Below are 22,131 nucleotides of genomic sequence, written 5' to 3'. Positions count from 1 at the left end.
TGAACTTCCTCAGCCTCACACTCAACACTGATCGCTGGTTCGAGAAAATCTTGAGTACCGACTTCTACAGATGAGCGATCTTCTAATTGATGCAACTTTAATACTATTTCGCGCAGGAGCGGACATTCCACGCTGCAGTTTTTCGATTTTGGAGGCCTAACTACACAGGCAGCCCCGGTATCATACGGCTCCGACCGAGCTAAGGCACCGCAAAGCCATCGCACACGTCGGAGTCGCGCGCGGGTCGGCGCGGAGCGGGCAGGATAAGAATAAACAGCACCACAACAATGATAATCAAGTTATTTTGTAAGATATGCGCCCTCCATCTTGCACCGCCTATTCTGATTGAAATCCGATAAGCCTGTTTCGCTATCTATGGCAAGAATCAACTGTGTATACAGACGAGACGTTGTCGGCCAGTAGTTAGCAGTTTCAACACGATTCCGCCCGACTGAGATGATTCTGATATGGCCACCACAGAGAGGTGTGTCAGCCTGCTGTCCGACACATATCCATGATCGTGTATATATTTGAACCTATACAACGCCGAGATAGCACAAACACGGGGCTTTTTAGCGACTGAGTACGGTATGGGAGATATGGAACACGGCCGGGAGTCGACCCACCATGCGTCCGAGGGCCCAACCGAGAAATGCGGGGTCGTCGGGATCGCACTGGAAGATCGCTCCGTCGCACGACCGCTCTATTACTCGCTGTACGCGCTCCAACACCGCGGCCAGGAGTCCGCCGGCATCGTCACCCACGATGGCTTCCAACAGTACAGCCACGTCGACATGGGCCTCGTCGGCGACGCCTTCGACGAAGACGACCTCAGCTCGCTCAACGGCGCGACCGGCATCGGCCACGTCCGCTACCCGACCGAGGGCTCGATCGGCACCTGCTGTGCCCAGCCGTTTTCGGTCTCGTTTAAATCCGGCTCGCTGGGCCTGTCGCACAACGGCAACCTCGTCAACGCCGACGAGATCCGCGACGAACTCGCCAATCTCGGCCACGCCTTCACCTCCGACGGCGACACCGAGGTGATCGCCCACGATATCGCCCGCAACCTCCTTGATGAGGATCTGATCCAGGCGGTCAAACACACCATGGAGCGACTGCATGGCTCCTACTCGCTGACGATCATGCACGACGAGAGCGTGATCGGCGTCCGCGACCCACAGGGCAACCGCCCACTGTGTATCGGCCAGCTTGATGATGGCTACGTGCTGGCCTCTGAATCGACCGTCATCGACACCCTCGGCGGGGAGCTGATTCGGGATGTGAAGCCGGGTGAGCTGATCGTCCTCGACAACGATGGCACCGGCTATGACTCCTATCAACTCGTCGACCGACCCAACACGGCCCACTGCTTTTTCGAACACGTCTACTTTGCCCGGCCCGACTCAGTCATCGACGGCAGCCTCGTCTATGAAGTTCGTCGGGAACTCGGCCGCAAACTCTGGGAGGAAAGCGGTATCGAGAGCGATGTCGTCCTTCCGGTGCCGGACTCCGGCCGCGCCTTCGCCTCCGGCTACGCTGACGCCGCCAGCGAGACAACCGCGGATGGCGAGCCCCGCGCCGAAGACGACGGCGGCGTCCGCTTCGCCGAGGGCCTGATGAAAAACCGCTACGTTGGCCGGACGTTCATCATGCCGACACAGGACGAACGCGAACGCGCCGTCCGCCTGAAGCTCAACCCGATCAAATCCACTATTGAGGGCAAAACCGTCACCATAATCGACGACTCGATCGTCCGCGGGACGACCTCAAATCAGCTGGTCGATCTGCTGAAAGACGCCGGCGCGGAGGAAGTCCACATGCGCGTTGGCTCCCCACCGATCGTCGCGCCCTGCTATATGGGGATCAACATGGCGACCCGCGAGGAGCTGATCGCCGCCGACAAATCCATCGAAGAGATCCGCGCGGAGATCAACGCCGACAGTCTCGCCTATCTGTCGATCGATGCTATCGCCGAGAGCCTCGACAGCCAGCAGATCGATCTCTGTTTGGGTTGTGTAACCGGCGAATACCCCTACGACATCGAGGGCGAAACAACCGACCGAGAGGTAAATCGACCGGTCATCGGCGGGCAGGAAGCGTTCGCGGCCGACGACTAAGAGCGCTGGATCGTCCGCGGTGCGTGGTCGCACTCCGACACTACTGTTTGCTCTGCGATAAGCAACGGAGATAACACGCACTCCGTTGCATCACAGTAATGTGTGAGTAAGACAATTTTATTCTATGGGCGAGCCAACGGTCGTTGTTCCAGCATACAATGAAGCCGATCGGATCGAAGAACCACTGGAAGCGCTCGTAGAGCGGTATCCCGTTGTTGTGGTCGACGACGGATCAACCGATGATACAGCAGCAGTAGCTGAGAGTACAGGCGCAACAGTGGTTCGTCAGCCCGAGAACAAGGGGTATATCGCCGCGCTGAAACGGGGATTTCAGGAAGCATCGTCAGAGATCGTTGTCACGTTTGATGCCGACGGGGAACACCGGCCAGCTGATATCCAGCGACTCATTCGACCGATCAGAGATAACGAACTGGATCTTGTGCTTGGAGCCCGGTCGACGATCCCCCGGCCCTCTGAACGGTTTCTCAACGCACTCACACGGCTGCGGGTTGACGTTTCGGATTCGGGCACTGGACTGCGTGCGCTCCGTCGCTCACTGGCGGTTGAACTCAACCTCGACACAGCGTGTACGTGTGGGACATTCGTCCTGGAGGCAGCCGCGAAGGGCGCACGGATCGGCGAAATTCAGATCGAAACGCAAGCGGTCGAAAAGCCGCGTGGAGTTGCGTGGCAACACGGCAAACAGTTCTTCGATGTGCTTCGATATCTGCTTGTCCGTTAGTCCGATCAGTACACCACGTACAGCATCGCGTAAACGACGACCCCGAGGCTAAAGGAGATCAGCCAGAGGACGGCCGCGATCTGGCCGACACTCCGGTGCCGGCTGGTGTAGATCTCCTCGATGGGCCGACTAACCGCCAGCAACAGGGTGTAGATCACCAACGGCACACAGATGATCGCCAGCAGGATGTGCACCGCGAGGATCGGCAGATAGACGAACTGCTCGATCACCCCCGGGCCGCCGAAGTCGGTCGTCCCCGCAAGTGTGATGCGGTAGAGGTAGAACACGAGAAACGCGGCAAACAGTACCGTCGAGGCGATCATGTAGTTGCGATGGGTCGTCACCTCGTTGCGACGGATCGCCCGCCAGCCGGAGACGATCGTGCCGATCGCGGCGAGGCTGATAACGACGTTGAGCTCCGGAATCCAGGTGATCAACCCCTCGATTCGTGGAATCATTTGCGCCGGGATCACACCGCCAACGGCGGCGAAGACCGCCCCGAGGGCGAGGGCGGATAACACAACGGTCAGCAACGGCACATTGTCGCGGGCCTGCAGTTGCATACCCCTGCTTTGAGAGCGACAATCAAAACCGTTTGTTTGTCTGTCGCCGCCACGGACAAATCGAGCGTCGGCACCGGGATCGATCCGGTAGCGGCGACCCCGAAAAGAAAGGGCTTTTATTCAACCCCGGTGAACAGACGAGTGCGCGAAAGCGTACAAAACACCCGCGAGCGTGGGTAGCCAAGCTAGGCCAACGGCGCAGCGTTGAGGGCGCTGTCCTGTAGAGGTCCGAGAGTTCAAATCTCTTCCCACGCATCGCAGGCGGTTCAGCCGCCACGATGTGGTGTTGTCTCTACGACAGCACCCACGCATCATTCTCCCGAGATACCGACTGATGAGCGGCGGAACCGTACCAGCGACCAGCAGGACGCGCGTGAAGAGTTAAACCATCGACGGCCCAACCGGGAAACATGGCGAAATATTCGACCGGCGACAGCAGCGGCGGTGGTGACGGCGACAGCTGCGAGCTGTGTGGCACCGCCAGCAACCGCCTCAGCAAAGCCAACGTCGAAGGCGCGGTGTTGTTGGTCTGTCCCGACTGCGCGCCACACGACGACGCGAGAAAGACGACCGGCGACAGCGGTGGCTCGGGCGGCCAGGGGAGCCAAAGCGGTGCCAGCGGCTCCGGCGGCGGTGGCAGCGACGGGCCCAAAGACCGCAAGAAACGCGCCGCTCAACGACAGGCCGAGGTCTACGACGCCGCCAAAGGCGACTCGACCCACTGGGAGGAAGAAGGCACAAACTACGAGGGCGACCGCCTTCCGTATCTCGTCGCCGACTACGGCGACCGCGTCGCCGCCGCCCGTGAGGATGCCGACCTCTCGATTGCGGATCTCGCGGCCGACCTCGAGGTCGACGAATCGGATCTCGAAGCCGTCGAAGCCGGCCGGGCGACCCGGGCGGGCGTCGGCGGCTCGGTCGTTCGCGCGCTGGAAGACGAGTTCGACATCGACCTCGTCGATGAGTAGCCGCTCGCTCCCGCCACGGCGTTCCACCACCGCACGATGATCGGCAAACTCGATCCCGACACGCTCGGCCGCGTCCTCGAACACACGGGCGCGTCGAGCCCAGATCTGCTGACCGGCGCGGCCTACGGCGAGGACGCCGCCGCCATCGACCTCGGTGACGGCGAAACGCTCGTCGTGAGTAGCGATCCGATCTCGCTGGCGGCCGACCGCGCCGGCACGCTCGGCGTCTACGTCGCCTGCAACGACGTTGCCGCCTCGGGTGCCGACCCGGAGTTTCTGACGAACGTGATCTTCCTGCCCGAGGAAAACGACGCGACGCTGGCGACGCTGACCGACCAACTCGACGCCGCGGCCGACGACCTCGGCGTCACCATCGTCGGCGGCCACACCGAGTACGTGCCTGCCCTCGACCGGCCACTCCTCAGCCTGACGGCGTTCGGCCGCACCGACCGCTACGTTCCGACCGGCGGCGCGCAGCCGGGCGACAAACTCCTGCTCACGAAGGGTGCGGCCATCGAGGGCACCGGCATCCTCGCGACGGATTTCGCCGCCGACGCACGCGAAGCCGGCATCGACGACGCGACGCTCGACCGCGCCGCCGAGTTCTTCGAGGAGATCAGTATTCAGCCCGAAGCGACGCACCTGCGCGCGGCGGCGACCGCGATGCACGATCCGACCGAGGGCGGCGTCGTCACCGGCTGTGTCGAGTTGGCGGCGGCCTCGGGTGTCGATCTCGCGGTCGACAGCGAATCGATCCCGATCCGCCCCGAAACCGAGGCGATCTGTGCGGCGATGGGCGTCGACCCGCTTCGGATCTTCGGCTCGGGCGCGCTGTTGGCGACGGTACCGCCCGCCGCCGTCGACGACGCGCTCGATTCGCTCGCCGACGCTGGCATCGAGGCGGCTGTGATCGGCGAGGTACAGGAACGCGCCGGCGAGCCGGGCGCGCTGGTGTTGGATGGCGAGCGCGTCACCGACGCGCCGACCGACCAGCTCTACCCGCTCTGGGAGGGCGATTCATGAGCGACGAGTACGCCGCCGTTGTCTACGATCTCGACGGCACACTGGTCACGCTTGCTGTCAACTGGGACGCCGTCGCTACCGACGTGATCGGGGTCTACGACGATGCTGGGATCGACGCCACCGGAGCGGGGCTGTGGTCGCTGCTGGAGAACGCCGCCGACCACGGCATCGCCGACCGCGTCGAAGAGGCGATCAGCCGCCACGAGCGCGAGGGCGCGCGTCGCTCGCGCCGCTGTGGGCTGGCAGACGAACTCTCAACGCGAACCGTGCCGGTCGGTGTCTGCTCGCTCAACTGCGAGGCCGCCTGCCGGATCGCGCTGGAAACCCACGATCTCGCCGAGTACGTCGGCGCGACCGTCGGCCGCGATTCGGTGGCGACGCACAAACCCGATCCCGAGCCGTTGCTGGCAACGGTTGACGCGCTTGATGCCGACCCTGAAAACAGCCTCTTTGTTGGCGATTCGCCGCGCGACAAGGAAACCGCCGAGCGTGCGGGTGTCGACTTTGAGTACGTCTAATCCTCGTCGCCTGCGACTGCTTGCGTGTCTTTGTCGTCGCCTGCGGTCGCCGTGGTCTCGTTGGCTGTCGCCATCGCTCCCGCGTCGCTCTTGCCGTCGTCATCGTCGCCGGATTCCTCGCGCTTGTATTTCGCATACAGGAAGGCGGCGACGTTCGTGGTCAGCCAGATCGGCGCGCCGACCCGAACCGCGAAGTTGGCGCGTGCTCCCCACGTCGCCAGATCGACCGTCGTCGACAGCAGGGCGACCAGCGGCGCGCCCACGAGGATCGTCACGACGAAGGTGACCTGCATCACCCAGCCGAAATCAACGCCGTCGGGGTTTGTTTTGGCTACGGGATCGGCCACATGCGGGGGTTCGGTGCGGTCGGCTAAGAGGTGACGGTTCGGTGCGGTCGATCCAACGTCGGACACAGCCGATTTACCGACGCGGCGTTCACACTGACGTATGACCACGACGCGCGACCTCCGCGAGCGGGCCGGCGAGGAGCCGATCACGATGCTGACGGCCTACGATGCGACGACCGCCCGGCTGATTGATGACTGCGGGATCGACATCCTCCTTGTTGGCGACAGCATGGGTACCGAGGCGTTGGGCTACGACTCGACGCTGCCGGTCACCGTCGAGGAGGTTGAGAGCCGAACCGCCGCCGTCGCCCGCGGGAGCGATGACGCCCTCGTCGTCGCCGACATGCCCTTCCTATCGGTTGGCGTCGACGAAAGCGAGACGATCCGCAACGCCGGCCGGATGTTGAAAGAGGCCGGCGCTGACGCGGTCAAACTCGAAAGCGGGCCACACACAGTCGATGTGACCGAGCGGCTCACCCAACTCGGAATTCCCGTGATGGCACACCTTGGACTCACGCCACAGCACGTCAATCAGCTCGGCGGCTACACCCGCCAGGGAACGACCGAAGCTGCCGCCGAGGAGATTCTCTCGCTCGCTCGCGCACACGAAGAGGCCGGTGCGTTCGCGCTCGTGCTCGAACATGTTCCGGCCAATGTCGCCGCGCAGGTGACCGACGATATCGATATCCCGACCATCGGCATCGGGGCCGGCGGCGACTGCGACGGGCAGGTGCTCGTGATCGACGACGTGCTTGGGCTCAGTGAGGAGGCCCCGCCGTTCGCCGAGCAGTTCGGCGACGTGCGGGCTGCGATGACCGACGCCATCGAGGCGTACAAAGCCGCCGTCGACGACGGCGAGTTCCCGACCGCCGACCACAGCCACATCGAAGCCGGGCTTGATGACCTTTCGTGAGTCCGCTTTGGTCGCACTCCGAACCGCTCGCTAACCGGCCACCATCGCCGTGTGAACCGCAACCCCACCACTATTGTGTCAAACACTGCCGTCTTGCGGTTTTTTAGCAAAGGTTTATATAGAAGCGCATCTATTCATGTAATAGAGCGATGAATAATACCCAGATAGCAAACCGCGACGACCGGTTGCTGCGACAGTACGACTACGAGGACACGTGGGTACTCGCCGCCGACCTCCCTGTCGATGACGACAGCGTGGAGTACGACACGATCGGCGAGACGTTGATCCTCGTGATCGACGAAGCCGGCGAGGTGAGCGAGACGGAACTCGATCTGCCTGGCCCCGATGCGGACGTGACGGTGAACAACGGTGTGTTGACCGTGGAGGTAGCAAAATGAAGCTGACGGTCAAACCGATCAAACAGAAGGACGCGGGCCGACGGCTGGCAGCGATCGATCGCGTTGCCGCCGACGAACTCGATCTGTCCGGCGGCGATTTTATCCGGCTCGACAGCGACGAGGGCACCGCAATCGCTCGGGTATGGCCGGGCTACCCCGAGGATGACGGCACCGGCGTCGTCCGGATCGACGGCCGCCTCCGCAGCGAAGCTGGCGTCGGCATCGATGACACCGTCGCGGTCGAGAAGGCTGACATCCAGCCGGCCGACCGGATCACGATCGCCCTCCCCCAACGGCTCGGCATCCGTGGCAACATCGACTCGCTGATCCGCCGTGAGCTCGGCGGCCAGCCGGTCACACAAGGCCAGAGCGTCCGGCTCCCGCTGGGCTTTGGCTTCATGGGTGGCCAATCGCAGGCCGTGCCGCTGAAGATCGCCTCGACGACGCCGTCGGGAACGGTCGTCATCACCGACGACACGGCCGTCGAGATCGCCGAACAGCCGGCCGAGCAGATCGCCGACGCGCCGCCGGCAGCCGGTGAGGGATCCGCAGAGGCTCCGAACGTCGCCTACGAGGACATCGGTGGCCTCGACGAGGAGCTCGAACAGGTTCGAGAGATGATCGAGCTGCCGATGCGACACCCCGAGCTGTTCAAACGCCTCGGTATCGATCCGCCGAAAGGCGTCCTGCTGCACGGGCCGCCGGGCACCGGGAAAACGCTCATCGCCAAGGCCGTCGCCAACGAGATCGACGCCTCCTTCCACACGGTTTCGGGCCCGGAGATCATGTCGAAATACTACGGCGAAAGCGAAGAACAGCTCCGTGAAGTCTTCGAGGAGGCCTCCGAGGAGGCACCCGCGATCATCTTCATGGACGAACTCGACTCCATCGCGCCCAAGCGGGAGGAGGCCGGCGGCGACGTGGAGCGCCGCGTCGTGGCCCAACTCCTCTCGCTGATGGATGGGCTCGAAGAGCGCGGCGAGGTCGTCGTCATCGGCGCGACCAACCGCGTCGACGCCATCGACCCCGCCCTGCGCCGTGGTGGCCGGTTCGACCGAGAGATCGAGATCGGCGTCCCGGATCGGGAGGGCCGCAAGGAGATCCTCCAGGTGCACACCCGTACCATGCCGCTCGACGAGGAGATCGATCTCGACGTCTACGCAGAGAACACCCACGGCTTCGTCGGGGCCGACCTCGAAAGCCTCGCCAAGGAGGCCGCGATGAACGCCCTCCGGCGGATCCGCCCGCGGCTTGATCTCGAAAGCGACGAGATCGATGCCGAGGTACTGGAATCCATCGAGGTGTTGGAATCCGATCTGAAGGCCGCGCTCAAAGGCATCGAACCGAGCGCGCTGCGTGAGATCTTCGTCGAGGTTCCCGACGTGACCTGGGAGGATGTCGGTGGGCTCGAAGACACCAAAGAGCGGCTCCGAGAGACGATCCAGTGGCCGCTTGAGTACCCCGAGGTCTTCGAGGAGCTCGATATGGCCGCCGCGAAAGGCGTCATGCTCTACGGCCCACCGGGGACTGGCAAAACGCTGCTCGCCAAGGCGGTCGCCAACGAGGCCGAATCGAACTTCATCTCGATCAAAGGCCCCGAACTGCTCAACAAGTTCGTCGGCGAAAGCGAGAAAGGCGTCCGCGAGGTCTTCAGCAAGGCTCGGGAGAACGCCCCAACGGTGGTGTTCTTCGATGAGATCGACTCGATCGCCAGCGAGCGCGGCCAAAACTCCGGTGACTCCGGTGTCGGCGAGCGCATGGTCAGCCAGCTGCTGACCGAGCTTGACGGACTGGAATCGCTAGAGGACGTGGTCGTCATCGCCACCTCGAACCGGCCTGACCTGATCGACTCCGCGCTGTTGCGCCCCGGTCGCCTGGATCGCCACGTCCACGTGCCGGTGCCCGACGAAGACGCTCGCCGGAAGATCTTCGCCGTCCACACGGCCGAAAAGCCGCTGGCCGACGAGGTCGACCTCGACAAACTCGCCCGCAAAACCGACGGCTACGTCGGCGCGGATATCGAAGCCGTCTGCCGGGAGGCCTCGATGGCCGCCAGCCGGGAGTTCATCGACAGCGTCCCCCGCGAGGAGGTTGGCGAATCTGTCAGCAACGTCCGGGTGACGATGGCCCACTTCGAGCACGCACTCGACGAAGTCCAACCCAGCGTCACCGAGGAGACGAAACGTCACTACGAGGAGATCGAGCGCAAGTTCAACCAAAGCGACGTTGGCGACGCCAGCGATGGCGTGGTCGGCGAAGCGTTCCAGTAACCCCGTCGCCCGGACTCGATTTTGATTGTTTCGGGGCCGTGTGATCTACTGGTTCTGTGATGTGAGTACACCGCCGGTGTCCGCGGAGCGCGCGCCGGTCGACGTGGGTAGCGACTGTGTTGGCCAACAGCGTGTACTGCTCCCTGATCCGGTGTGTGATCACGTCATCGGAGCCACCGGCGGAGATGGCTTCGGTGGCGATAGATCCACTGCCGCTGTCGGTAGAGCGGATAGGGAGATGCGGGTCAACCCCGTGAACGTCGTCGAGGACATCCAACCCGGTCTTCTCCAGCATCCTGTGGTCGCTGATGACGCAGTCGACGGTGCGGTCGGCGACGATGTCGGCAACCTCGTGGATATCAGTCGCCCGCGCAACGGTAACCCGATCGTGTTTACCCCCGAGATTCTTCGTCACCATCCGGACGAAATCTGGCTCGTCGTCGGCGTGAAGAGGATGGATTGCCTTCGTTTGGGTGGTCGATGAGAGATCGATCATACTGGTGAAGTTGCTCACTGCCGATCGGCGGTGTTGCGGAGAGGGTGAACACAGGGTAGATATCTTGATGGGGTTGACACGGTGAAAACACGGGACAGCTCCTTATCCAGGTGACAGTTACGCCGGCAGCCGGCCAGCGCGTTCGAGCCCACCGAGCACAATGACCGTCACAATAAGCACGAGTGCCGCGGCGGTGAAGACCGTCCCGTAGGCGAACCCACGTTCGATCAGCTCACCGACAACCGAGGAGCCGCCCGACTGGGAGAGCATCCACGCGGAGCTGAAGACGGCATACGCGCTCCCGCGAGCCGAGTCCGGCAGCGCGGTCAGGATGTAGGCGTCAGTCGCCGGGAACAGCGCGTGGATCACGAAGCCGATCAGCGCGGAGCTGATCGCCAAGGCGACGAGCCCGTCGAAGGCAACGACAAAGAGTAGACACCCCGCAAAGGAGGCGACGATGCCGAGCAACAGCGGCACCGACGGGAGGTCGTCGGCCAACTCGCCGGCGATAAAGAAGGCGGGGACACCAGCCGCAAATACGATCGTCAGCATCGTCGAGGCCTCGTTTGGCGAGAGCCCCCGGGACTGCATATACAGCTCGTAGAAGTTGAACACGCCCTGCCAGACAAAGACCGCGACGCCGGCGAGTCCGAGCGCGGCGAGGATGATCCGCCACTCCGAGCGCGCGCCGGCCAGCAACGACCGGTCGTTTTCGCCCGCCGCGGGCATCTCCGTCCCCCGGGCGACGATCACGGTGGCAACGGTGACGACAGCGGTGCCGACGGCGATCGCCCACAGCGCGAACCGCCAATCGACCCACAACGAGACGGCGACCAGCGGCGCGGCCGCGACAGCCGCCACCTGGTTGGCCGCGCCGTGAATCCCCATCACGCGGCCGACCCGATCCGGGAACAGCTCGCTCAACAGCGGGTTCGCCGACACGAAGTAGACGCCGGAGGCGGTGCCCATGAAGAACGCGCCGATCATCAGTTGGCGGACGGTTACCGCCGCGCCGGCACCGGCGGCCGACAACGCGAGGATTGTCCCCGAGATGATGACGAGATAGTGTCGTGGGACTTTGGTGAGCAGCCAGCCCGCCGGTAGCCGGAGCGACGCGCTGCCGACCCACGCGAGCGTGACGATGAGGCCGGCGGTCGCCTCGCCGATGCCGAACTCGGCGATGAACACGTCCAACAGCGGCGCAAAGACGATTCTGGCGAGATTGAGGAAGAAGACGAGCCCACACAGCGAGCCGAAGAGGCGTCGGCGACTCACAGCGAGGCTTTGCTCGTGAGGGTTTCAAGCGTTCCGGATGCAGGATGCGTCACTACGACGACGTGTCTTCTCTCGGCTACTAATACTGCTCACATCAGTCCTCAGTCGGTGGTTCAAGATAGGTTTCTACCGCAGCAACAACGCGCTGGACGAACGATTCGGTGAGTCGGCCCTGTCGGCGGACGAGTGCGGCGTGTTTCGGCGAGGCAACCGTCCACGGGGAGGCGTAGCTCTGGCGTGGCATCCCACCCTCGATCCAGTCGGTGTCGTCGATCGGAATCCCCGCATCGTGTGCGGTCGTGGTCAACGTGACGGTCATGTACTCCTCGTCGCCGAACGGGTGGCGGTCGTTGTTCAGAATGAGCCACGGGCGGGGGTTTTCGACTGATTTGAACGGGTCTGGGCCCCAGACAACATCGCCCCGCTGGTAGCTCATTCAGGCTCCTCCTCGACAGCGTGTTCCAACCATTCGTCCATCTCCTCGGCACCAAAGCGGTCGTTCGCGGTTCGCGTACTCTCGGCGAAACTGGTGTAGGCCGCCACGTCGTCGGCCTCACCCAGTGCCCAGTAGGTGCCCCGGTGTCGAACGAGCCCGCGATCTTCGAGCCGCGAGAGCACGACGCTGATGCTCCCGGCTTTGACCTCGGTCGCCTCGCGGATCTCACTCTGGGTGAACGCTTTGTCGGGATGGGCGGCGAGAAATTCCATGACGCGGTCGGCGTTGGTCTTGCCGTCGTGCTGGAGGCGGTCGTCGGGTGCTGATTCGAACGTCTCGATGTCGATTGGCATATGTATTTCTTTGTCATTTTGTGTATTAGCTGTATTGGTCACGGAGCAGTTCTTCGAGGGTACTGTGATACGTCGCCCGATGTACTTCGAATGCCCACAGCCAACAGTGAACAGTCGGCCACGGACGACTTCCGAACTCAGCGCAGTGAGCGCTCGTACAGATACCCCGATAGTAGCCCGGCAGGAACAGTTGCCCAGACGGTATAGGCAGAGATGAAGCCCAGCAGCAGGACGAACTCTAGCATTGATCCGGCGACCGTGCCCACCGAGGGGTCGACGGCGATACTATAGACGCTGGCGGGCAGGAGGAGCAGTGCCCAACTGAACAGATATCCGACGAGTGTTGCCAGCAGCCCGCCGACGAACCCACCGAGGCGGAGCGATTCGGGAACGATCCGCCAGACGGTGACGCCGCCAACGAATCCACCGGGGACGACGACAGCGAGCGACATGCCTGCTGCCGACAGCCAACTCAGCCCGGCCGCCACACCGATCGCCACAACAGCGAACGGATTCGTGATGTTGCCAACACTGAAGAACAACACCGCGACAGCCACGCCGGTGAGCAGTCCTGTGATGATCCCGAAGCCGACGGCGGCGATTGTGGCGGCGGCTGCCATCACATACCCCGCACCGATGGCAGGATGGTCGCCCTTCGGGAGGTGGTCGAGAATCTGTGTGAGCCGCAGCTCGACCTGCGTCAGGAGGGCCATGGATTCGCGTTACGTGTCAGTTGATTTTGTATTTCCGGCTCATTTAGACCAAACCCGATAGCCGATTCGGTGCGTCGCACCGATACCACCGATCCACGCCGCTTTTGACGAGTCACGCGAAACCAACGCACAATGGATGACGAACTCCGCGAGCGCGTCAAACAGGAAGCCGAGAAGCACGCCCTGTTCAACGCGCTCAAACACGACAGCGACCCCGACGTGGGCGCGATCATGGGCCCACTGATGGGCGAGAATCCCGATTTTCGCCCTCACGGCGACGAGATCCCGGGCGTCGTCGGCCAGGTCGTCGGCAAGGTAGGAAATCTTGACCGCGAGGCCCGCCGCGAGCGACTCGCCGAACTCGATCCCTCACTCATCGACGAACTCGACGCCGACGACGAGGACGACGAGCACACACTACCCGATCTACCGAACGTTGACGACTACGATACCGTCCGCTTGCGCGCCGCGCCGAACCCCAACGGCCCGTGGCATCTCGGCCACGCCCGCATGCCCGCGGTCATCGGCACCTACTGCGACCGCTACGACGGCGAGTTCGTCGTCCGATTCGACGACACCGACCCCGAGACCAAACGCCCCGATCTCTCCGCCTACGACGCGATTCTCGACGATATTTCCTATCTCGGTTTCGAGCCCGACGAGGTGCTGCGGGCCTCCGACCGCGTCGAGACCTACTACGAGTACGCCCGCGAGCTGATCGAGATGGGCGGGGCCTACACCTGCGATCTACCGGCCGAGGAGTTCTCGGAGCTCAAACGCGAGGGCACGCCCTCGCCCAACCGCGACAAGGATCCCGACACCGTCGCCGAGGAGTTCGAGGCGATGATCGACGGCGAGTACAGCGCGGGCGAAATGGTGCTCCGCGTGAAAACCGACATCGAACACAAAAACCCCGCCCTGCGCGACTGGGTCGCCTTCCGCATGATCGACACGCCGCACCCTCGCGAGGAAGCTGAAGACTATCGCTGCTGGCCGATGCTCGATTTCCAGTCCGGTATTGACGATCACCTGACGGGGATCACGCACATCATCCGCGGCATCGACCTGCAGGACTCCGCGAAACGCCAGCAGTTCCTGTATGACTACTTCGACTGGGAGTACCCGGAGGTGCTCCACTGGGGCCACGTCCAGATCGACGCCTACGATATCGACATCTCGACCTCAACGATCAAGGAACTCATCGACGCCGGCGATCTCGACGGCTGGGACGACCCGCGCGCGCCCACCCTCCAGTCGATCCGCCGCCGCGGGATTCGCGGCGAGGCGGTCGTCGAATCGATGATCGACCTCGGGATGTCGACCTCGGATGTCGATCTCGCCATGTCGTCGATCTACGCCAACAACCGTGATCTGGTCGACGAGGAGGCCAACCGCTACTTCTGCGTCCGCGACGGCCAACAGGTTCCGGTCGTCGGCGACGAGAAACCGGCTGCCGGCAGCCCGCCGCTGCATCCGAACCACGAGGATCGCGGTCGACGAGAGATCCCCGTTGCCGACGCCGTGCTCGTCGAACCGGACGACCTGCCGAGCGACAGCGAGCGAATCTGGCTGAAAGGCTACGGCTGCGTGCGGTACGAGGACAGCGCGTTCGTCGCCACCGGCGACGACATCGACGCAGTACGTGAGGAGGGTGTCGATGTGATCCACTGGGTGCCGGCCGACGACACCGTCTCGGTGGCGATGCGAACGCCCGACGGCGACGTGAAAGGCGAGGCCGAACCAGCGTTTGCTGAGACCGACGTTGATGAGATCATCCAGTTCGAGCGGATCGGCTTCGTTCGGGTTGACGACCACGCTGCCGACGACTCAGTTGTTTACTACAGCCACGACTGAGGCGGCGGCTACAGCGTCAGCGTATAGAGCTGTTTTCTGGCATCGCGGAAGGAAACCCGAGATTCGACGGCCTCAACATCCTCAAGCCGGCTGACAGCCTGCCGCACTGTCCGGGTCGAGAGCAGTGTCGCCTCAGCAAGCTCGGTCTGGGTGAGTTGCTCGTGGCGATCCAGCTCCTTGGCGACGAGCTTCGCGCTCGGCGGCAACTCGCGGACAGGTTCCCAGCGGTCGGACGATTCCTGTGTGCTCGCAGCGATAGTGGCACTCATCGTAGTCTCCGATAGTGGATTCTCTGTAATAATACTTTCTACTTATAATATAACTAATAGGCATTTTTTGCCACAATCATCGGAGGACACAGAGCCGTAATGGATTTGCTCGTGGCTCCCTCAGTTTCCGACATGACGCTCAAAGAGTCCGACTCGGAACTCGCCCGCGGTGACATCGCCCCCGATTTCGAGCTTCGTGGCACCGACGGCGACCACTACAGCCCAGCCGACTTCGCCGGCAACGACGCCCTCCTCGTCGTCTTTACCTGCAATCACTGCCCGTACGCCCAAGCGAAATTCGACCACCTCAACGAACTCAGCGACGCGTTCGACGACGCCGCAGTCGTCGGTATTAACCCCAACGCCAACGCGGAGTATCCCGACGACTCCTACGAGAACATGGTCGAACTCGTCGCCGACGGAACGATCGATTATGACGCCTATCTCTACGACGAAACCCAGAACGTCGCCCGCGAGTACGGCGCGGTCTGTACGCCCGATCCGTTCCTCTTCCGCCGCGAGGACGACGACTGGCAACTCGCCTACCACGGCCGCCTCGACGACGCGCTCGATCCCGACTCGGAGCCCACGGAGTTCTACGTCCAGGAGGCCATCGAATCGATCCTCGCCGGCGAGGAGGTCGACCACCCGGATCGACCCTCCCGCGGCTGTTCGATCAAGTGGCGCGAAGAATAGCCGATCGGAACAGCAAACGGCGACTCACCACCAATCAGTCCGCGCTGGCTGGCGTGCTGTCAGCGTCACCGTCGGCCAGTAAGGGATACTCGATGTGCATTTCGATAGCATCGAACGGGACTGACGGCCGTATTGCTCCACCGGAACCCCCTTCTTCGAGTTCGAGAATGCCCAGCACTTCTAACTGCTTGAGATCGGCATGGACATCGGAAACATCGCGGTCGACGAGCCGTGCTGCCTCGCGCATACTCTCGGGGGATTCCGACGCAATCGCTTGGATCAGTTCGAGCCGGAGCGGCGTGAGGCTGTCGACGAGATCACTGTAGCTACCGAACTGGAGGACGGCCCGCTCGTCGTCCGCGTTGAGTTCGCCAGTGTCGGCCTGCTGGATGAACTGGAGTGTGTCGTTCCGAAGCTGTTCGCGGTCGCCGACTGTGATGTGTAGTGAGGTCATGGTGTAGGGATCGTTAGTAGGGTCGTGGTGGCGTGCCGTCGGTTGGCTCCCAGTACTCGTCCGCACTGGCCCAAAATTCGACGATGAGAGCCTCCATGCCGGGAAACTCGACGCTTGTCTCGTCGTCGCCGGTGTGGCGTTCGTGGCCCTTCGTGTCTTCGTGGGCGTTGTCATAGCGGATGAGTGTCAGGTCGCCCAGCGTTCCCAAGTGGAGCGTGTACTTCCAGCCGGACGGGTAGGTTTCGGTGTCGCTCGTCCGCCGGATCACGACATTCTCGACGAGCCCGGCCTCAACGTGGGTGTACCGATACGTGAGGTCGTGACCCATCCGTAGTTGTTGGGACGGGGCCCAACAGTAAAACTGTGTTGGGCAGACCACCAACAGCAGCAAACGAAGCTATCGAATGAACAAATACTCCGAACGTGCTTACTCGTCGGCGTCGCCACCGGCCAGCTCGATTGCTTCGCGGGCGTTCGCAACCGCTTTCTCGTGTTTGGCCGGATAGGCCTCGACTTTCGCACGCAGGGTGATCCCTTCGCCCAGCCGAACGAGGCCGTTGAACGCGGCCTGTTTGTCGAGTCGGAGGAAAAACGAGCAGTTGTCGTCGACGCGCTCGTCGAGTTCCTCCAGCACGCGGTCGATGGAATCGAGTGCGGCCAACTGATCGAGGACGACCCGCATCCCGTCGGCGTTCTCGACGCGCGCCGAGAGGACGACGATCCGGTCGCCGTGGTGGCCCGTGTTCGTGACGCGGTCGAGTTCGAACTCCTCGGGCAAGAAGTGTCGCAGGGCGTCCTCGACCCGCTTTTCGTCCTCGGTCGCATAACAGAAGGTGCGGAGATCAATATAGTGAAACGGGACTCGCGGCATACTCACTCTTCGAGAGCGGCCGGAAAAAGGACTCTCATCCGCCGCGAGCGAAAGGGGAGGGATATAGGCCCCCAGGGGAGCAACGCCCTGTATGAGCGATCAGTCCACCGACGCGGGGTGGTTCGCCGGCCACACAGCCGATGACGACCTCCGGGCGGCGATCAGAACCGGCTCGGCCGACGCGCCCGCCGACTGGCCGACCGCCGCAGTCGAGAGCGGCTTCGCAGACGACACCGACGACTACTACGCAAGGCTGCGCGAGGCAACCATCGACGCCGCCCGCGAGGCCGTCGCCGAGCGCGAGGGAGCCGACGACCAGCAACTTCTCCACGCCGTCCGTGCGATGGACGACGCGACCCGGACGGCCAACGAACTCGCCGAACGCTGTACGGAGTGGGCCAACACCCAGTTCGACGACGTCGATAGCGGCATCGAGGGAGCCCGCGAGGTCGCCACCCGCGAGCCGACCAACCCCGTCGAATCACGTGTCGTCGCACTCGCCGAACGCATCGACGACCTCGCAGGTGAGGCCGACGAACTCCGCGGCTTTATCGAACGACTCGCCCCCGAAGTCGCCCCCAACCTCGCCGAGATGGCCGGCCCCGTGCTCGCCGCGCGGCTCATTTCGCTAGCCGGCGGCCTCGATTCGCTGGCGAAGCAACCCAGCGGGACGGTGCAAGTCCTCGGCGCGGAGGACGCGCTGTTCGCCCATCTCGCCGGCCGCGGCCCCTCGCCGAAACACGGGATCATCTACACCCATCCCGCTGTCAACGGCACCCGGCCGGAAGATCGCGGCTCGGCAGCCCGCGCGCTGGCCGGCAAACTCTCGATCGCCGCCCGGATTGACCACTACAGCGGCGACTTCCGGCCCGAGATCCACGACGAACTCGACGACCGAATGGCGACGATCCGCGCACGAGCGGCCGATGGCGACGGCGACACGGAGGAATACCAATGACCGACCTCCCGGACGGCATGCAGCGACGCGAGTTCGACGGCCGAACTCGGCTGGCGACGCGCGGCCAGCCAGTGTACGGCGAGCCGACCGACGGCGAGTGGCGGTGTTGGGATGCCGGCCGCTCAAAGCTCGGCGCGATGCTCGAAAGCGAGATGGAGATTGACCTGACCGGCGGCGAGGGTGTGCTCTATCTCGGTGCGGCCAGCGGGACGACCGTCAGCCACGTCGCCGACATCGCGGGGCCGACCTACGCCGTAGAGTTCGCGCCGCGCCCGATGGGCGACCTGCTCGCTGTCGCCGAGGCCCGCGGAAACCTCTTTCCGCTACTGAAAGACGCCCGCAAACCCGACACCTACAGCCACGTCGTCGAGAGCGATCTCGATCTGCTCGTCCAGGATGTGGCCACCCGCGGGCAGGCGCGTGTCGCTGTCAACAACGCCCGATTTCTCGGCGAGGACGGCCAACTTCTGTTGGCGATCAAGGCCCGCAGCGAGGACGTGACCGCCGACCCCGAGACCGTCTTCGATTCGGTCTGCGAGGCACTACAGGCGGCCTACAAGATCATCGACCGCCAGCGGCTGGAGCCGTCCCACGACGACCACCTCGGGGTCGTCGCACGCAAGCGGTGAGGGCATCACGACCGGCGGCCGCTCAGTGGTAACACCAAGTAATAACGCTTTAGCCGATCCGGTTGTAGCGGGAGGTATGAGCCAGAGATCAGCCGGGAACCGATCGATCAGCGAAAAGATCTCACAGTTGGGCCCGACATGGCTAGCCGGTGCGATCGCCGCAGGGCCGGCGTCGATGGCAAGCCTGCTCAGCGGCGGGGCAAGCTTCGGCTACACGCTGCTGTGGGTCGTTGTGATCTCAGCGATCTTCGGTGCGTTGGCGCAGTATCTCGCGACGAAACTGGCGTTGGCGACCGAGGAAGGGCTCGTCGAAACAGTCGAACGCCGGCTCGGCAAACCATGGGCGTGGCTGTTGGTCGCAGATGTCGTCCTTGTCGCCGGGTTTGCCCAGCTGATCATCATGAAAACCGTCGCCAGCGTCTCGGGGCTGTTGACACCGGTCGGCGCGCAGGTTTGGGGCGTCGCGTGGGCGGTCTTCCTCGCAGTCGGGCTAGCCGGCGGGGGGTACCGGATCGCCGAACTCGGCGCGAAAGTCGTTGTCACGGCGGTCGTTATCGCCTTTGTCGCATCGGTGTTTGTCATTCCGATCGATGCGGGGGCCGCCGCGGGCGGCCTGCTGCCGACGATCCCCTCCGGCGGGGCCATCGCCGCTGCTGGCATCCTTGGCGGCGCAGTGCATATCACGATCATCACGATGCAGACCTACACGGTGAAAACACGCGGCTGGACACGCGGCGATGCCGATCTCGCGCGGTTCGACATCAGCGTCTCCATGCTCGTTGCCTTCGGGATTTTCAGCATCGCCACCTTCCTTGTCGCCGCCGGCGCGCTGTTCGGCAACGTCGACGGCCAAGGATTACAGGCCATCGGTGCGGCCCAGGCACTCGAACCCATCGCCGGGCCGTTCGCCCAGCGGCTCTTCCTGCTCGGCTTGCTCGGAGCGGCGGTCTCGACGCTCGGCGGCAACACGCTCGTCCCGCCGTACGTCGTCGCCGACAAACTCGGGTGGGCAACCGACGTGAGCGACACACGGTATCGCGCACTGCTGGCCGGCACAGCACTCGTGAGCGGCGTCGGCGCGTTCATCCCCGGTGGGTTCCTCGGGCAACTGGTGCTCGTGTTGGCGGTCGGCACCGTCGGGACGCCGTTCGCGCTCGCGCTCGTGGTTGTCCTTCTGAACGATCCCGAAACCGCCGGCGAGGCACCGAGCGTCGCGCTCAACCTCGGTGGCGTCATCGTCTTTGGCGTGGCCAGCGTGTTGGCCGGCAACTTCGTCGCCGGACAGCTTGGCAGCGGACTCACCCTGCTGTCGGGCAGTGTGTTGGCCTTTGCGGCGGTGCTTGCGTTCGCTACGCTGTTGTTGGTCGGCTCACACCTCCGGGCGCAGTTCGGCGATAGCAACACGGCAGCCGTCTCAAAGTAGCCTCGCCCATACCGCCGACTTCAGGAGGTATTTAGGAATCCGTTTCCTACGGCGGCCTAATGGAGACAGGCTCGGGCGACGTATTCAGCCGATCGGGAACCATCGGCATCGAAGAGGAGTTTTTCATCGTCGATGAGGCCGGCCGACCCGTCTCAGGGATTCAGGAGCTGATCTACGACAGCGAGCCGCCGGAGATACTGCAGGATCGGCTCGATCACGAACTCTTCCAGTGTACGATCGAGACGCAGACGCCGGTTATTGAGTCGACGAGTGAGGCACGATCTACCCTGTTGGCGGTTCGTGAGGCGCTGACTGACCATGCCGAGACCCATGGCTTCCGGATCGCCGCTGCCGGGCTACATCCGGCCGCCAACTGGCAGGCGCTCGATCACGCAACCAAACCCCGATACAAAGCACAGCTCGATCGGATCCAGTACCCCCAACATCGCAATACGACATCGGGGCTACATATCCACATCGGCGTCGACGACGCCGACAGGGCGGTCTGGATCGCCAACGAACTGCGGTGGTATCTCCCGCCGCTGCTCGCGCTGTCGGCGAATTCGCCGTACTGGAACGGGTTCGACACCGGGCTGGCGTCAGCACGGGCGAAGATCTTCGAGAACCTCCCAAACACCGGCATCCCGACCCGGTTTGCGGATTTCGCGGCCTACGAGCGGTATGAGCGACGGATGGTCGAGCAGGGATCGATCAGCGACCGCGGGGAGCTCTGGTTCGATGTCCGACCGCACACCGGTCACGGCACCGTCGAGATCCGAACCCCCGACGCCCAGTCAGATCCGGATGTCGTCCTCGCGTTCGTCGAATACATCCACGCGCTCGTCGAGGATCTCACAGCACGCTACGAGGACAACGAGACACCCCTACGCTTGCGCCGCGAACTCCTCGATGAAAACAAATGGCGGGCGATCCGCCACGGCCACGAGGCGAGTTTCATCACCCCCGACGGTGGGGATACCATCGCGCTCGCCGAGTTTGTCGAGCAGGAGTGTGATCGCCTCGGCGTCGACGGGCTTCGGGCCGTCTTCGAACGCGAAAGCGGCAGCCAGCGACAGCGACGACTAATGGAGGAAGAGGGGATGGACGCGCTGTGTGCCGATCTCCGTCTGTGATATTTCGTCGTTTTGACGACGACACGAACCCTTTTGTTGGCTCAGGCCCAACACAATAGTAGCTATGAGCGACGAGACTGATATCGGCGACGACACAGAAAGCATCGGCGAGGAGATAACGGAGCCAGCAGGCGGCGAGGAGGGGCCACGAGCCGAGCTCCGAAAGACGAAAGAACGGCTCGAAGCCGAGGCCGACCGGGCGGTCTCCGAGTTCGACGAGGGGATCGTCGACCTGTTGGCGTGGCTGTTGGATACCGAGACCCGCGCGCGGATCTATGTCTACCTCCGCCAACACCCCCACAGCACGAGCGACGAGATCGCCGAAGGCACCGGCCTCTACCCGAGTACTGTTCGGGAGGCACTGGCCGATCTCCACGACGAGGACGCGCTTAACCGCCGAAAACGCGACAGCGACGGCGCGGGCAACAACCCCTACGAGTACGAGGCGATCGCCCCCAGCAGCCTCGTTCGCGGCGTGATTGGTGAGGTACAACGGGAGCTCAACACGGTCTTCACGCTCGAATCCGACGACTCAGACGCCACAACCGACGACGGCCCGGTCACGATCACGATCGACAGCCCAAACGACGCTGACGGCGACGCTGCCACCGGCAACGCCGACGATGCTGATGGCGACGCCGCCACCGACAACGCCGGCGATGCTGACGGCGACAGCGGCGACGCCGAGAGAGAGGACGTTTAAGTCTACACG

At 63.5% G+C, this 22,131-nt stretch carries 26 protein-coding genes and 1 tRNA gene; 16 read left to right on the top strand and 11 right to left on the bottom strand.

From position 1 onward, the window contains the following. Positions 1 to 599 precede the first annotated feature (599 nt). Together purF and HKK80_RS13515 are read left to right on the top strand one after the other, a co-directional pair. Positions 600 to 2,117, top strand: coding sequence for an amidophosphoribosyltransferase (purF, locus tag HKK80_RS13520; RefSeq protein WP_411800116.1), 1,518 nt, complete (start codon positions 600 to 602; stop codon positions 2,115 to 2,117). A gap of 124 nt (positions 2,118 to 2,241) precedes the next feature. Beyond that, positions 2,242 to 2,859 carry a glycosyltransferase family 2 protein gene (locus HKK80_RS13515; RefSeq protein ID WP_411800115.1) on the top strand — a complete coding sequence of 206 codons (618 nt, stop codon included), beginning with the start codon at positions 2,242 to 2,244 and terminating at the stop codon, positions 2,857 to 2,859. A gap of 5 nt (positions 2,860 to 2,864) precedes the next feature. Here HKK80_RS13515 and HKK80_RS13510 read toward each other — a convergent pair whose 3' ends face one another. Next, a complete protein-coding gene (locus HKK80_RS13510) occupies positions 2,865 to 3,422 on the bottom strand; it encodes a DUF420 domain-containing protein (protein WP_411800114.1) in 558 nt (185 codons plus the stop codon). 170 nt (positions 3,423 to 3,592) lie between these two features. Between HKK80_RS13510 and HKK80_RS13505 the strand changes: the two genes are divergently transcribed. The 4 genes from HKK80_RS13505 to HKK80_RS13490 all read left to right on the top strand — a co-directional run bounded on the left by HKK80_RS13505 (position 3,593) and on the right by HKK80_RS13490 (position 5,931). After that, positions 3,593 to 3,677, top strand: a tRNA-Leu gene (locus HKK80_RS13505). 155 nt (positions 3,678 to 3,832) lie between these two features. After that, positions 3,833 to 4,390, top strand: a complete 558-nt coding sequence (locus HKK80_RS13500) for a helix-turn-helix domain-containing protein (RefSeq protein ID WP_411800113.1) — start codon at positions 3,833 to 3,835, stop codon at positions 4,388 to 4,390. Between the two features lie 36 nt (positions 4,391 to 4,426). Further along, a complete protein-coding gene (locus HKK80_RS13495; protein ID WP_411800112.1) occupies positions 4,427 to 5,413 on the top strand; it encodes an AIR synthase family protein in 987 nt (328 codons plus the stop codon). Next, positions 5,410 to 5,931, top strand: coding sequence for an HAD family hydrolase (locus HKK80_RS13490; RefSeq protein ID WP_411800111.1), 522 nt, complete (start codon positions 5,410 to 5,412; stop codon positions 5,929 to 5,931). Before HKK80_RS13495 ends, HKK80_RS13490 begins: the two co-directional genes overlap by 4 nt. Here HKK80_RS13490 and HKK80_RS13485 read toward each other — a convergent pair. After that, complete coding sequence (locus tag HKK80_RS13485) at positions 5,928 to 6,224, bottom strand: DUF5822 domain-containing protein (protein WP_411800117.1); 297 nt, start codon at positions 6,222 to 6,224, stop codon at positions 5,928 to 5,930. The two genes, HKK80_RS13490 and HKK80_RS13485, sit on opposite strands and share 4 nt — an antisense overlap. Before the next feature lie 154 nt (positions 6,225 to 6,378). Here HKK80_RS13485 and panB point away from each other — a divergent pair, with 154 nt between their 5' ends. The 3 genes from panB (at position 6,379) to HKK80_RS13470 (ending at position 9,859) form a co-directional block, all read left to right on the top strand. Beyond that, on the top strand, positions 6,379 to 7,191 hold the full coding sequence (gene panB, locus HKK80_RS13480) for a 3-methyl-2-oxobutanoate hydroxymethyltransferase (RefSeq protein ID WP_411800110.1): 813 nt from the start codon (positions 6,379 to 6,381) through the stop codon (positions 7,189 to 7,191). A gap of 149 nt (positions 7,192 to 7,340) precedes the next feature. Next, entirely contained in the window at positions 7,341 to 7,589 is a 249-nt protein-coding gene (locus HKK80_RS13475) for an Hsp20/alpha crystallin family protein (protein WP_411800109.1), read from the top strand. Further along, complete coding sequence (locus tag HKK80_RS13470) at positions 7,586 to 9,859, top strand: CDC48 family AAA ATPase (RefSeq protein WP_411800108.1); 2,274 nt, start codon at positions 7,586 to 7,588, stop codon at positions 9,857 to 9,859. Before HKK80_RS13475 ends, HKK80_RS13470 begins: the two co-directional genes overlap by 4 nt. On the opposite strand, the gene HKK80_RS13465 is transcribed toward HKK80_RS13470, so the two are convergent. The 5 genes from HKK80_RS13465 to HKK80_RS13445 all read right to left on the bottom strand — a co-directional run bounded on the left by HKK80_RS13465 (position 9,801) and on the right by HKK80_RS13445 (position 13,132). Next, entirely contained in the window at positions 9,801 to 10,355 is a 555-nt protein-coding gene (locus HKK80_RS13465) for a response regulator (protein ID WP_411800107.1), read from the bottom strand. The genes HKK80_RS13470 and HKK80_RS13465 overlap by 59 nt on opposite strands. A gap of 117 nt (positions 10,356 to 10,472) precedes the next feature. Beyond that, a complete protein-coding gene (locus HKK80_RS13460) occupies positions 10,473 to 11,630 on the bottom strand; it encodes an MFS transporter (RefSeq protein ID WP_411800106.1) in 1,158 nt (385 codons plus the stop codon). Positions 11,631 to 11,724: 94 nt separating this feature from the next. Continuing rightward, on the bottom strand, positions 11,725 to 12,066 hold the full coding sequence (locus tag HKK80_RS13455) for a type II toxin-antitoxin system PemK/MazF family toxin (protein ID WP_411800105.1): 342 nt from the start codon (positions 12,064 to 12,066) through the stop codon (positions 11,725 to 11,727). Beyond that, positions 12,063 to 12,419 carry a MarR family transcriptional regulator gene (locus tag HKK80_RS13450; protein ID WP_411800104.1) on the bottom strand — a complete coding sequence of 119 codons (357 nt, stop codon included), beginning with the start codon at positions 12,417 to 12,419 and terminating at the stop codon, positions 12,063 to 12,065. The genes HKK80_RS13455 and HKK80_RS13450 overlap by 4 nt, the downstream gene beginning before the upstream one ends. 137 nt (positions 12,420 to 12,556) lie before the next feature. Then, complete coding sequence (locus HKK80_RS13445) at positions 12,557 to 13,132, bottom strand: hypothetical protein (RefSeq protein ID WP_411800103.1); 576 nt, start codon at positions 13,130 to 13,132, stop codon at positions 12,557 to 12,559. 132 nt (positions 13,133 to 13,264) lie between these two features. On the opposite strand from HKK80_RS13445, the gene HKK80_RS13440 reads away from it, so the two are divergent. Continuing rightward, positions 13,265 to 14,986 carry a glutamate--tRNA ligase gene (locus HKK80_RS13440; protein ID WP_411800102.1) on the top strand — a complete coding sequence of 574 codons (1,722 nt, stop codon included), beginning with the start codon at positions 13,265 to 13,267 and terminating at the stop codon, positions 14,984 to 14,986. Positions 14,987 to 14,994: 8 nt separating this feature from the next. On the opposite strand, the gene HKK80_RS13435 is transcribed toward HKK80_RS13440, so the two are convergent. After that, positions 14,995 to 15,255, bottom strand: a complete 261-nt coding sequence (locus HKK80_RS13435; RefSeq protein ID WP_411800101.1) for a MarR family transcriptional regulator — start codon at positions 15,253 to 15,255, stop codon at positions 14,995 to 14,997. Between the two features lie 132 nt (positions 15,256 to 15,387). On the opposite strand from HKK80_RS13435, the gene HKK80_RS13430 reads away from it, so the two are divergent. Then, positions 15,388 to 15,951 (top strand): thioredoxin family protein, encoded by a 564-nt coding sequence (locus HKK80_RS13430; protein WP_411800100.1) that lies wholly within the window; start codon positions 15,388 to 15,390, stop codon positions 15,949 to 15,951. A gap of 34 nt (positions 15,952 to 15,985) precedes the next feature. Here the strand turns inward: HKK80_RS13430 and HKK80_RS13425 are convergent, their stop codons facing one another. The 3 genes from HKK80_RS13425 to HKK80_RS13415 all read right to left on the bottom strand — a co-directional run bounded on the left by HKK80_RS13425 (position 15,986) and on the right by HKK80_RS13415 (position 17,276). Beyond that, a complete protein-coding gene (locus tag HKK80_RS13425; protein ID WP_411800099.1) occupies positions 15,986 to 16,405 on the bottom strand; it encodes a transcriptional regulator in 420 nt (139 codons plus the stop codon). 13 nt (positions 16,406 to 16,418) lie between these two features. Beyond that, positions 16,419 to 16,733 carry a DUF6516 family protein gene (locus HKK80_RS13420; protein WP_411800098.1) on the bottom strand — a complete coding sequence of 105 codons (315 nt, stop codon included), beginning with the start codon at positions 16,731 to 16,733 and terminating at the stop codon, positions 16,419 to 16,421. 99 nt (positions 16,734 to 16,832) lie between these two features. Further along, the gene (locus HKK80_RS13415; RefSeq protein WP_411800097.1) at positions 16,833 to 17,276 is read right to left on the bottom strand and encodes an RNA-binding protein; all 444 of its coding nucleotides are present in this window, start codon (positions 17,274 to 17,276) and stop codon (positions 16,833 to 16,835) included. Positions 17,277 to 17,367: 91 nt separating this feature from the next. Between HKK80_RS13415 and HKK80_RS13410 the strand changes: the two genes are divergently transcribed. From HKK80_RS13410 to HKK80_RS13390, 5 genes are all read left to right on the top strand, one after another. After that, complete coding sequence (locus tag HKK80_RS13410) at positions 17,368 to 18,234, top strand: NOP5/NOP56 family protein (protein WP_411800096.1); 867 nt, start codon at positions 17,368 to 17,370, stop codon at positions 18,232 to 18,234. Next, positions 18,231 to 18,863, top strand: coding sequence for a fibrillarin-like rRNA/tRNA 2'-O-methyltransferase (locus HKK80_RS13405; RefSeq protein WP_411800095.1), 633 nt, complete (start codon positions 18,231 to 18,233; stop codon positions 18,861 to 18,863). The genes HKK80_RS13410 and HKK80_RS13405 overlap by 4 nt, the downstream gene beginning before the upstream one ends. A 76-nt stretch (positions 18,864 to 18,939) precedes the next feature. Further along, entirely contained in the window at positions 18,940 to 20,286 is a 1,347-nt protein-coding gene (locus HKK80_RS13400; protein WP_411800094.1) for an NRAMP family divalent metal transporter, read from the top strand. A gap of 59 nt (positions 20,287 to 20,345) precedes the next feature. Then, positions 20,346 to 21,419, top strand: coding sequence for a glutamate--cysteine ligase (locus HKK80_RS13395; protein WP_411800093.1), 1,074 nt, complete (start codon positions 20,346 to 20,348; stop codon positions 21,417 to 21,419). Positions 21,420 to 21,483: 64 nt separating this feature from the next. Continuing rightward, positions 21,484 to 22,122 carry a helix-turn-helix domain-containing protein gene (locus tag HKK80_RS13390; RefSeq protein ID WP_411800092.1) on the top strand — a complete coding sequence of 213 codons (639 nt, stop codon included), beginning with the start codon at positions 21,484 to 21,486 and terminating at the stop codon, positions 22,120 to 22,122. The last annotated feature ends 9 nt before the right edge of the window (positions 22,123 to 22,131 follow it).

The sequence above is a fragment of the Halonotius sp. F2-221B genome, assembly GCF_046719765.1.
GTDB lineage: Archaea > Halobacteriota > Halobacteria > Halobacteriales > Haloferacaceae > Halonotius.
This window is presented reverse-complemented; position numbering and strand designations above follow the sequence as displayed.

Bases quoted from the DNA above. Each gene is read 5' to 3' on its own strand.
- purF (WP_411800116.1), top strand. From the start codon at position 600: ATGGAACACGGCCGGGAGTCGACCCACCATGCGTCCGAGGGCCCAACC.
- HKK80_RS13515 (WP_411800115.1), top strand. From the start codon at position 2,242: ATGGGCGAGCCAACGGTCGTTGTTCCAGCATACAATGAAGCCGATCGG.
- HKK80_RS13510 (WP_411800114.1), bottom strand. From the start codon at position 3,422: ATGCAACTGCAGGCCCGCGACAATGTGCCGTTGCTGACCGTTGTGTTA.
- HKK80_RS13500 (WP_411800113.1), top strand. From the start codon at position 3,833: ATGGCGAAATATTCGACCGGCGACAGCAGCGGCGGTGGTGACGGCGAC.
- HKK80_RS13495 (WP_411800112.1), top strand. From the start codon at position 4,427: ATGATCGGCAAACTCGATCCCGACACGCTCGGCCGCGTCCTCGAACAC.
- HKK80_RS13490 (WP_411800111.1), top strand. From the start codon at position 5,410: ATGAGCGACGAGTACGCCGCCGTTGTCTACGATCTCGACGGCACACTG.
- HKK80_RS13485 (WP_411800117.1), bottom strand. From the start codon at position 6,224: ATGCAGGTCACCTTCGTCGTGACGATCCTCGTGGGCGCGCCGCTGGTC.
- panB (WP_411800110.1), top strand. From the start codon at position 6,379: ATGACCACGACGCGCGACCTCCGCGAGCGGGCCGGCGAGGAGCCGATC.
- HKK80_RS13475 (WP_411800109.1), top strand. From the start codon at position 7,341: ATGAATAATACCCAGATAGCAAACCGCGACGACCGGTTGCTGCGACAG.
- HKK80_RS13470 (WP_411800108.1), top strand. From the start codon at position 7,586: ATGAAGCTGACGGTCAAACCGATCAAACAGAAGGACGCGGGCCGACGG.
- HKK80_RS13465 (WP_411800107.1), bottom strand. From the start codon at position 10,355: ATGATCGATCTCTCATCGACCACCCAAACGAAGGCAATCCATCCTCTT.
- HKK80_RS13455 (WP_411800105.1), bottom strand. From the start codon at position 12,066: ATGAGCTACCAGCGGGGCGATGTTGTCTGGGGCCCAGACCCGTTCAAA.
- HKK80_RS13450 (WP_411800104.1), bottom strand. From the start codon at position 12,419: ATGCCAATCGACATCGAGACGTTCGAATCAGCACCCGACGACCGCCTC.
- HKK80_RS13445 (WP_411800103.1), bottom strand. From the start codon at position 13,132: ATGGCCCTCCTGACGCAGGTCGAGCTGCGGCTCACACAGATTCTCGAC.
- HKK80_RS13440 (WP_411800102.1), top strand. From the start codon at position 13,265: ATGGATGACGAACTCCGCGAGCGCGTCAAACAGGAAGCCGAGAAGCAC.
- HKK80_RS13435 (WP_411800101.1), bottom strand. From the start codon at position 15,255: ATGAGTGCCACTATCGCTGCGAGCACACAGGAATCGTCCGACCGCTGG.
- HKK80_RS13430 (WP_411800100.1), top strand. From the start codon at position 15,388: ATGACGCTCAAAGAGTCCGACTCGGAACTCGCCCGCGGTGACATCGCC.
- HKK80_RS13425 (WP_411800099.1), bottom strand. From the start codon at position 16,405: ATGACCTCACTACACATCACAGTCGGCGACCGCGAACAGCTTCGGAAC.
- HKK80_RS13420 (WP_411800098.1), bottom strand. From the start codon at position 16,733: ATGGGTCACGACCTCACGTATCGGTACACCCACGTTGAGGCCGGGCTC.
- HKK80_RS13415 (WP_411800097.1), bottom strand. From the start codon at position 17,276: ATGCCGCGAGTCCCGTTTCACTATATTGATCTCCGCACCTTCTGTTAT.
- HKK80_RS13410 (WP_411800096.1), top strand. From the start codon at position 17,368: ATGAGCGATCAGTCCACCGACGCGGGGTGGTTCGCCGGCCACACAGCC.
- HKK80_RS13405 (WP_411800095.1), top strand. From the start codon at position 18,231: ATGACCGACCTCCCGGACGGCATGCAGCGACGCGAGTTCGACGGCCGA.
- HKK80_RS13400 (WP_411800094.1), top strand. From the start codon at position 18,940: ATGAGCCAGAGATCAGCCGGGAACCGATCGATCAGCGAAAAGATCTCA.
- HKK80_RS13395 (WP_411800093.1), top strand. From the start codon at position 20,346: ATGGAGACAGGCTCGGGCGACGTATTCAGCCGATCGGGAACCATCGGC.
- HKK80_RS13390 (WP_411800092.1), top strand. From the start codon at position 21,484: ATGAGCGACGAGACTGATATCGGCGACGACACAGAAAGCATCGGCGAG.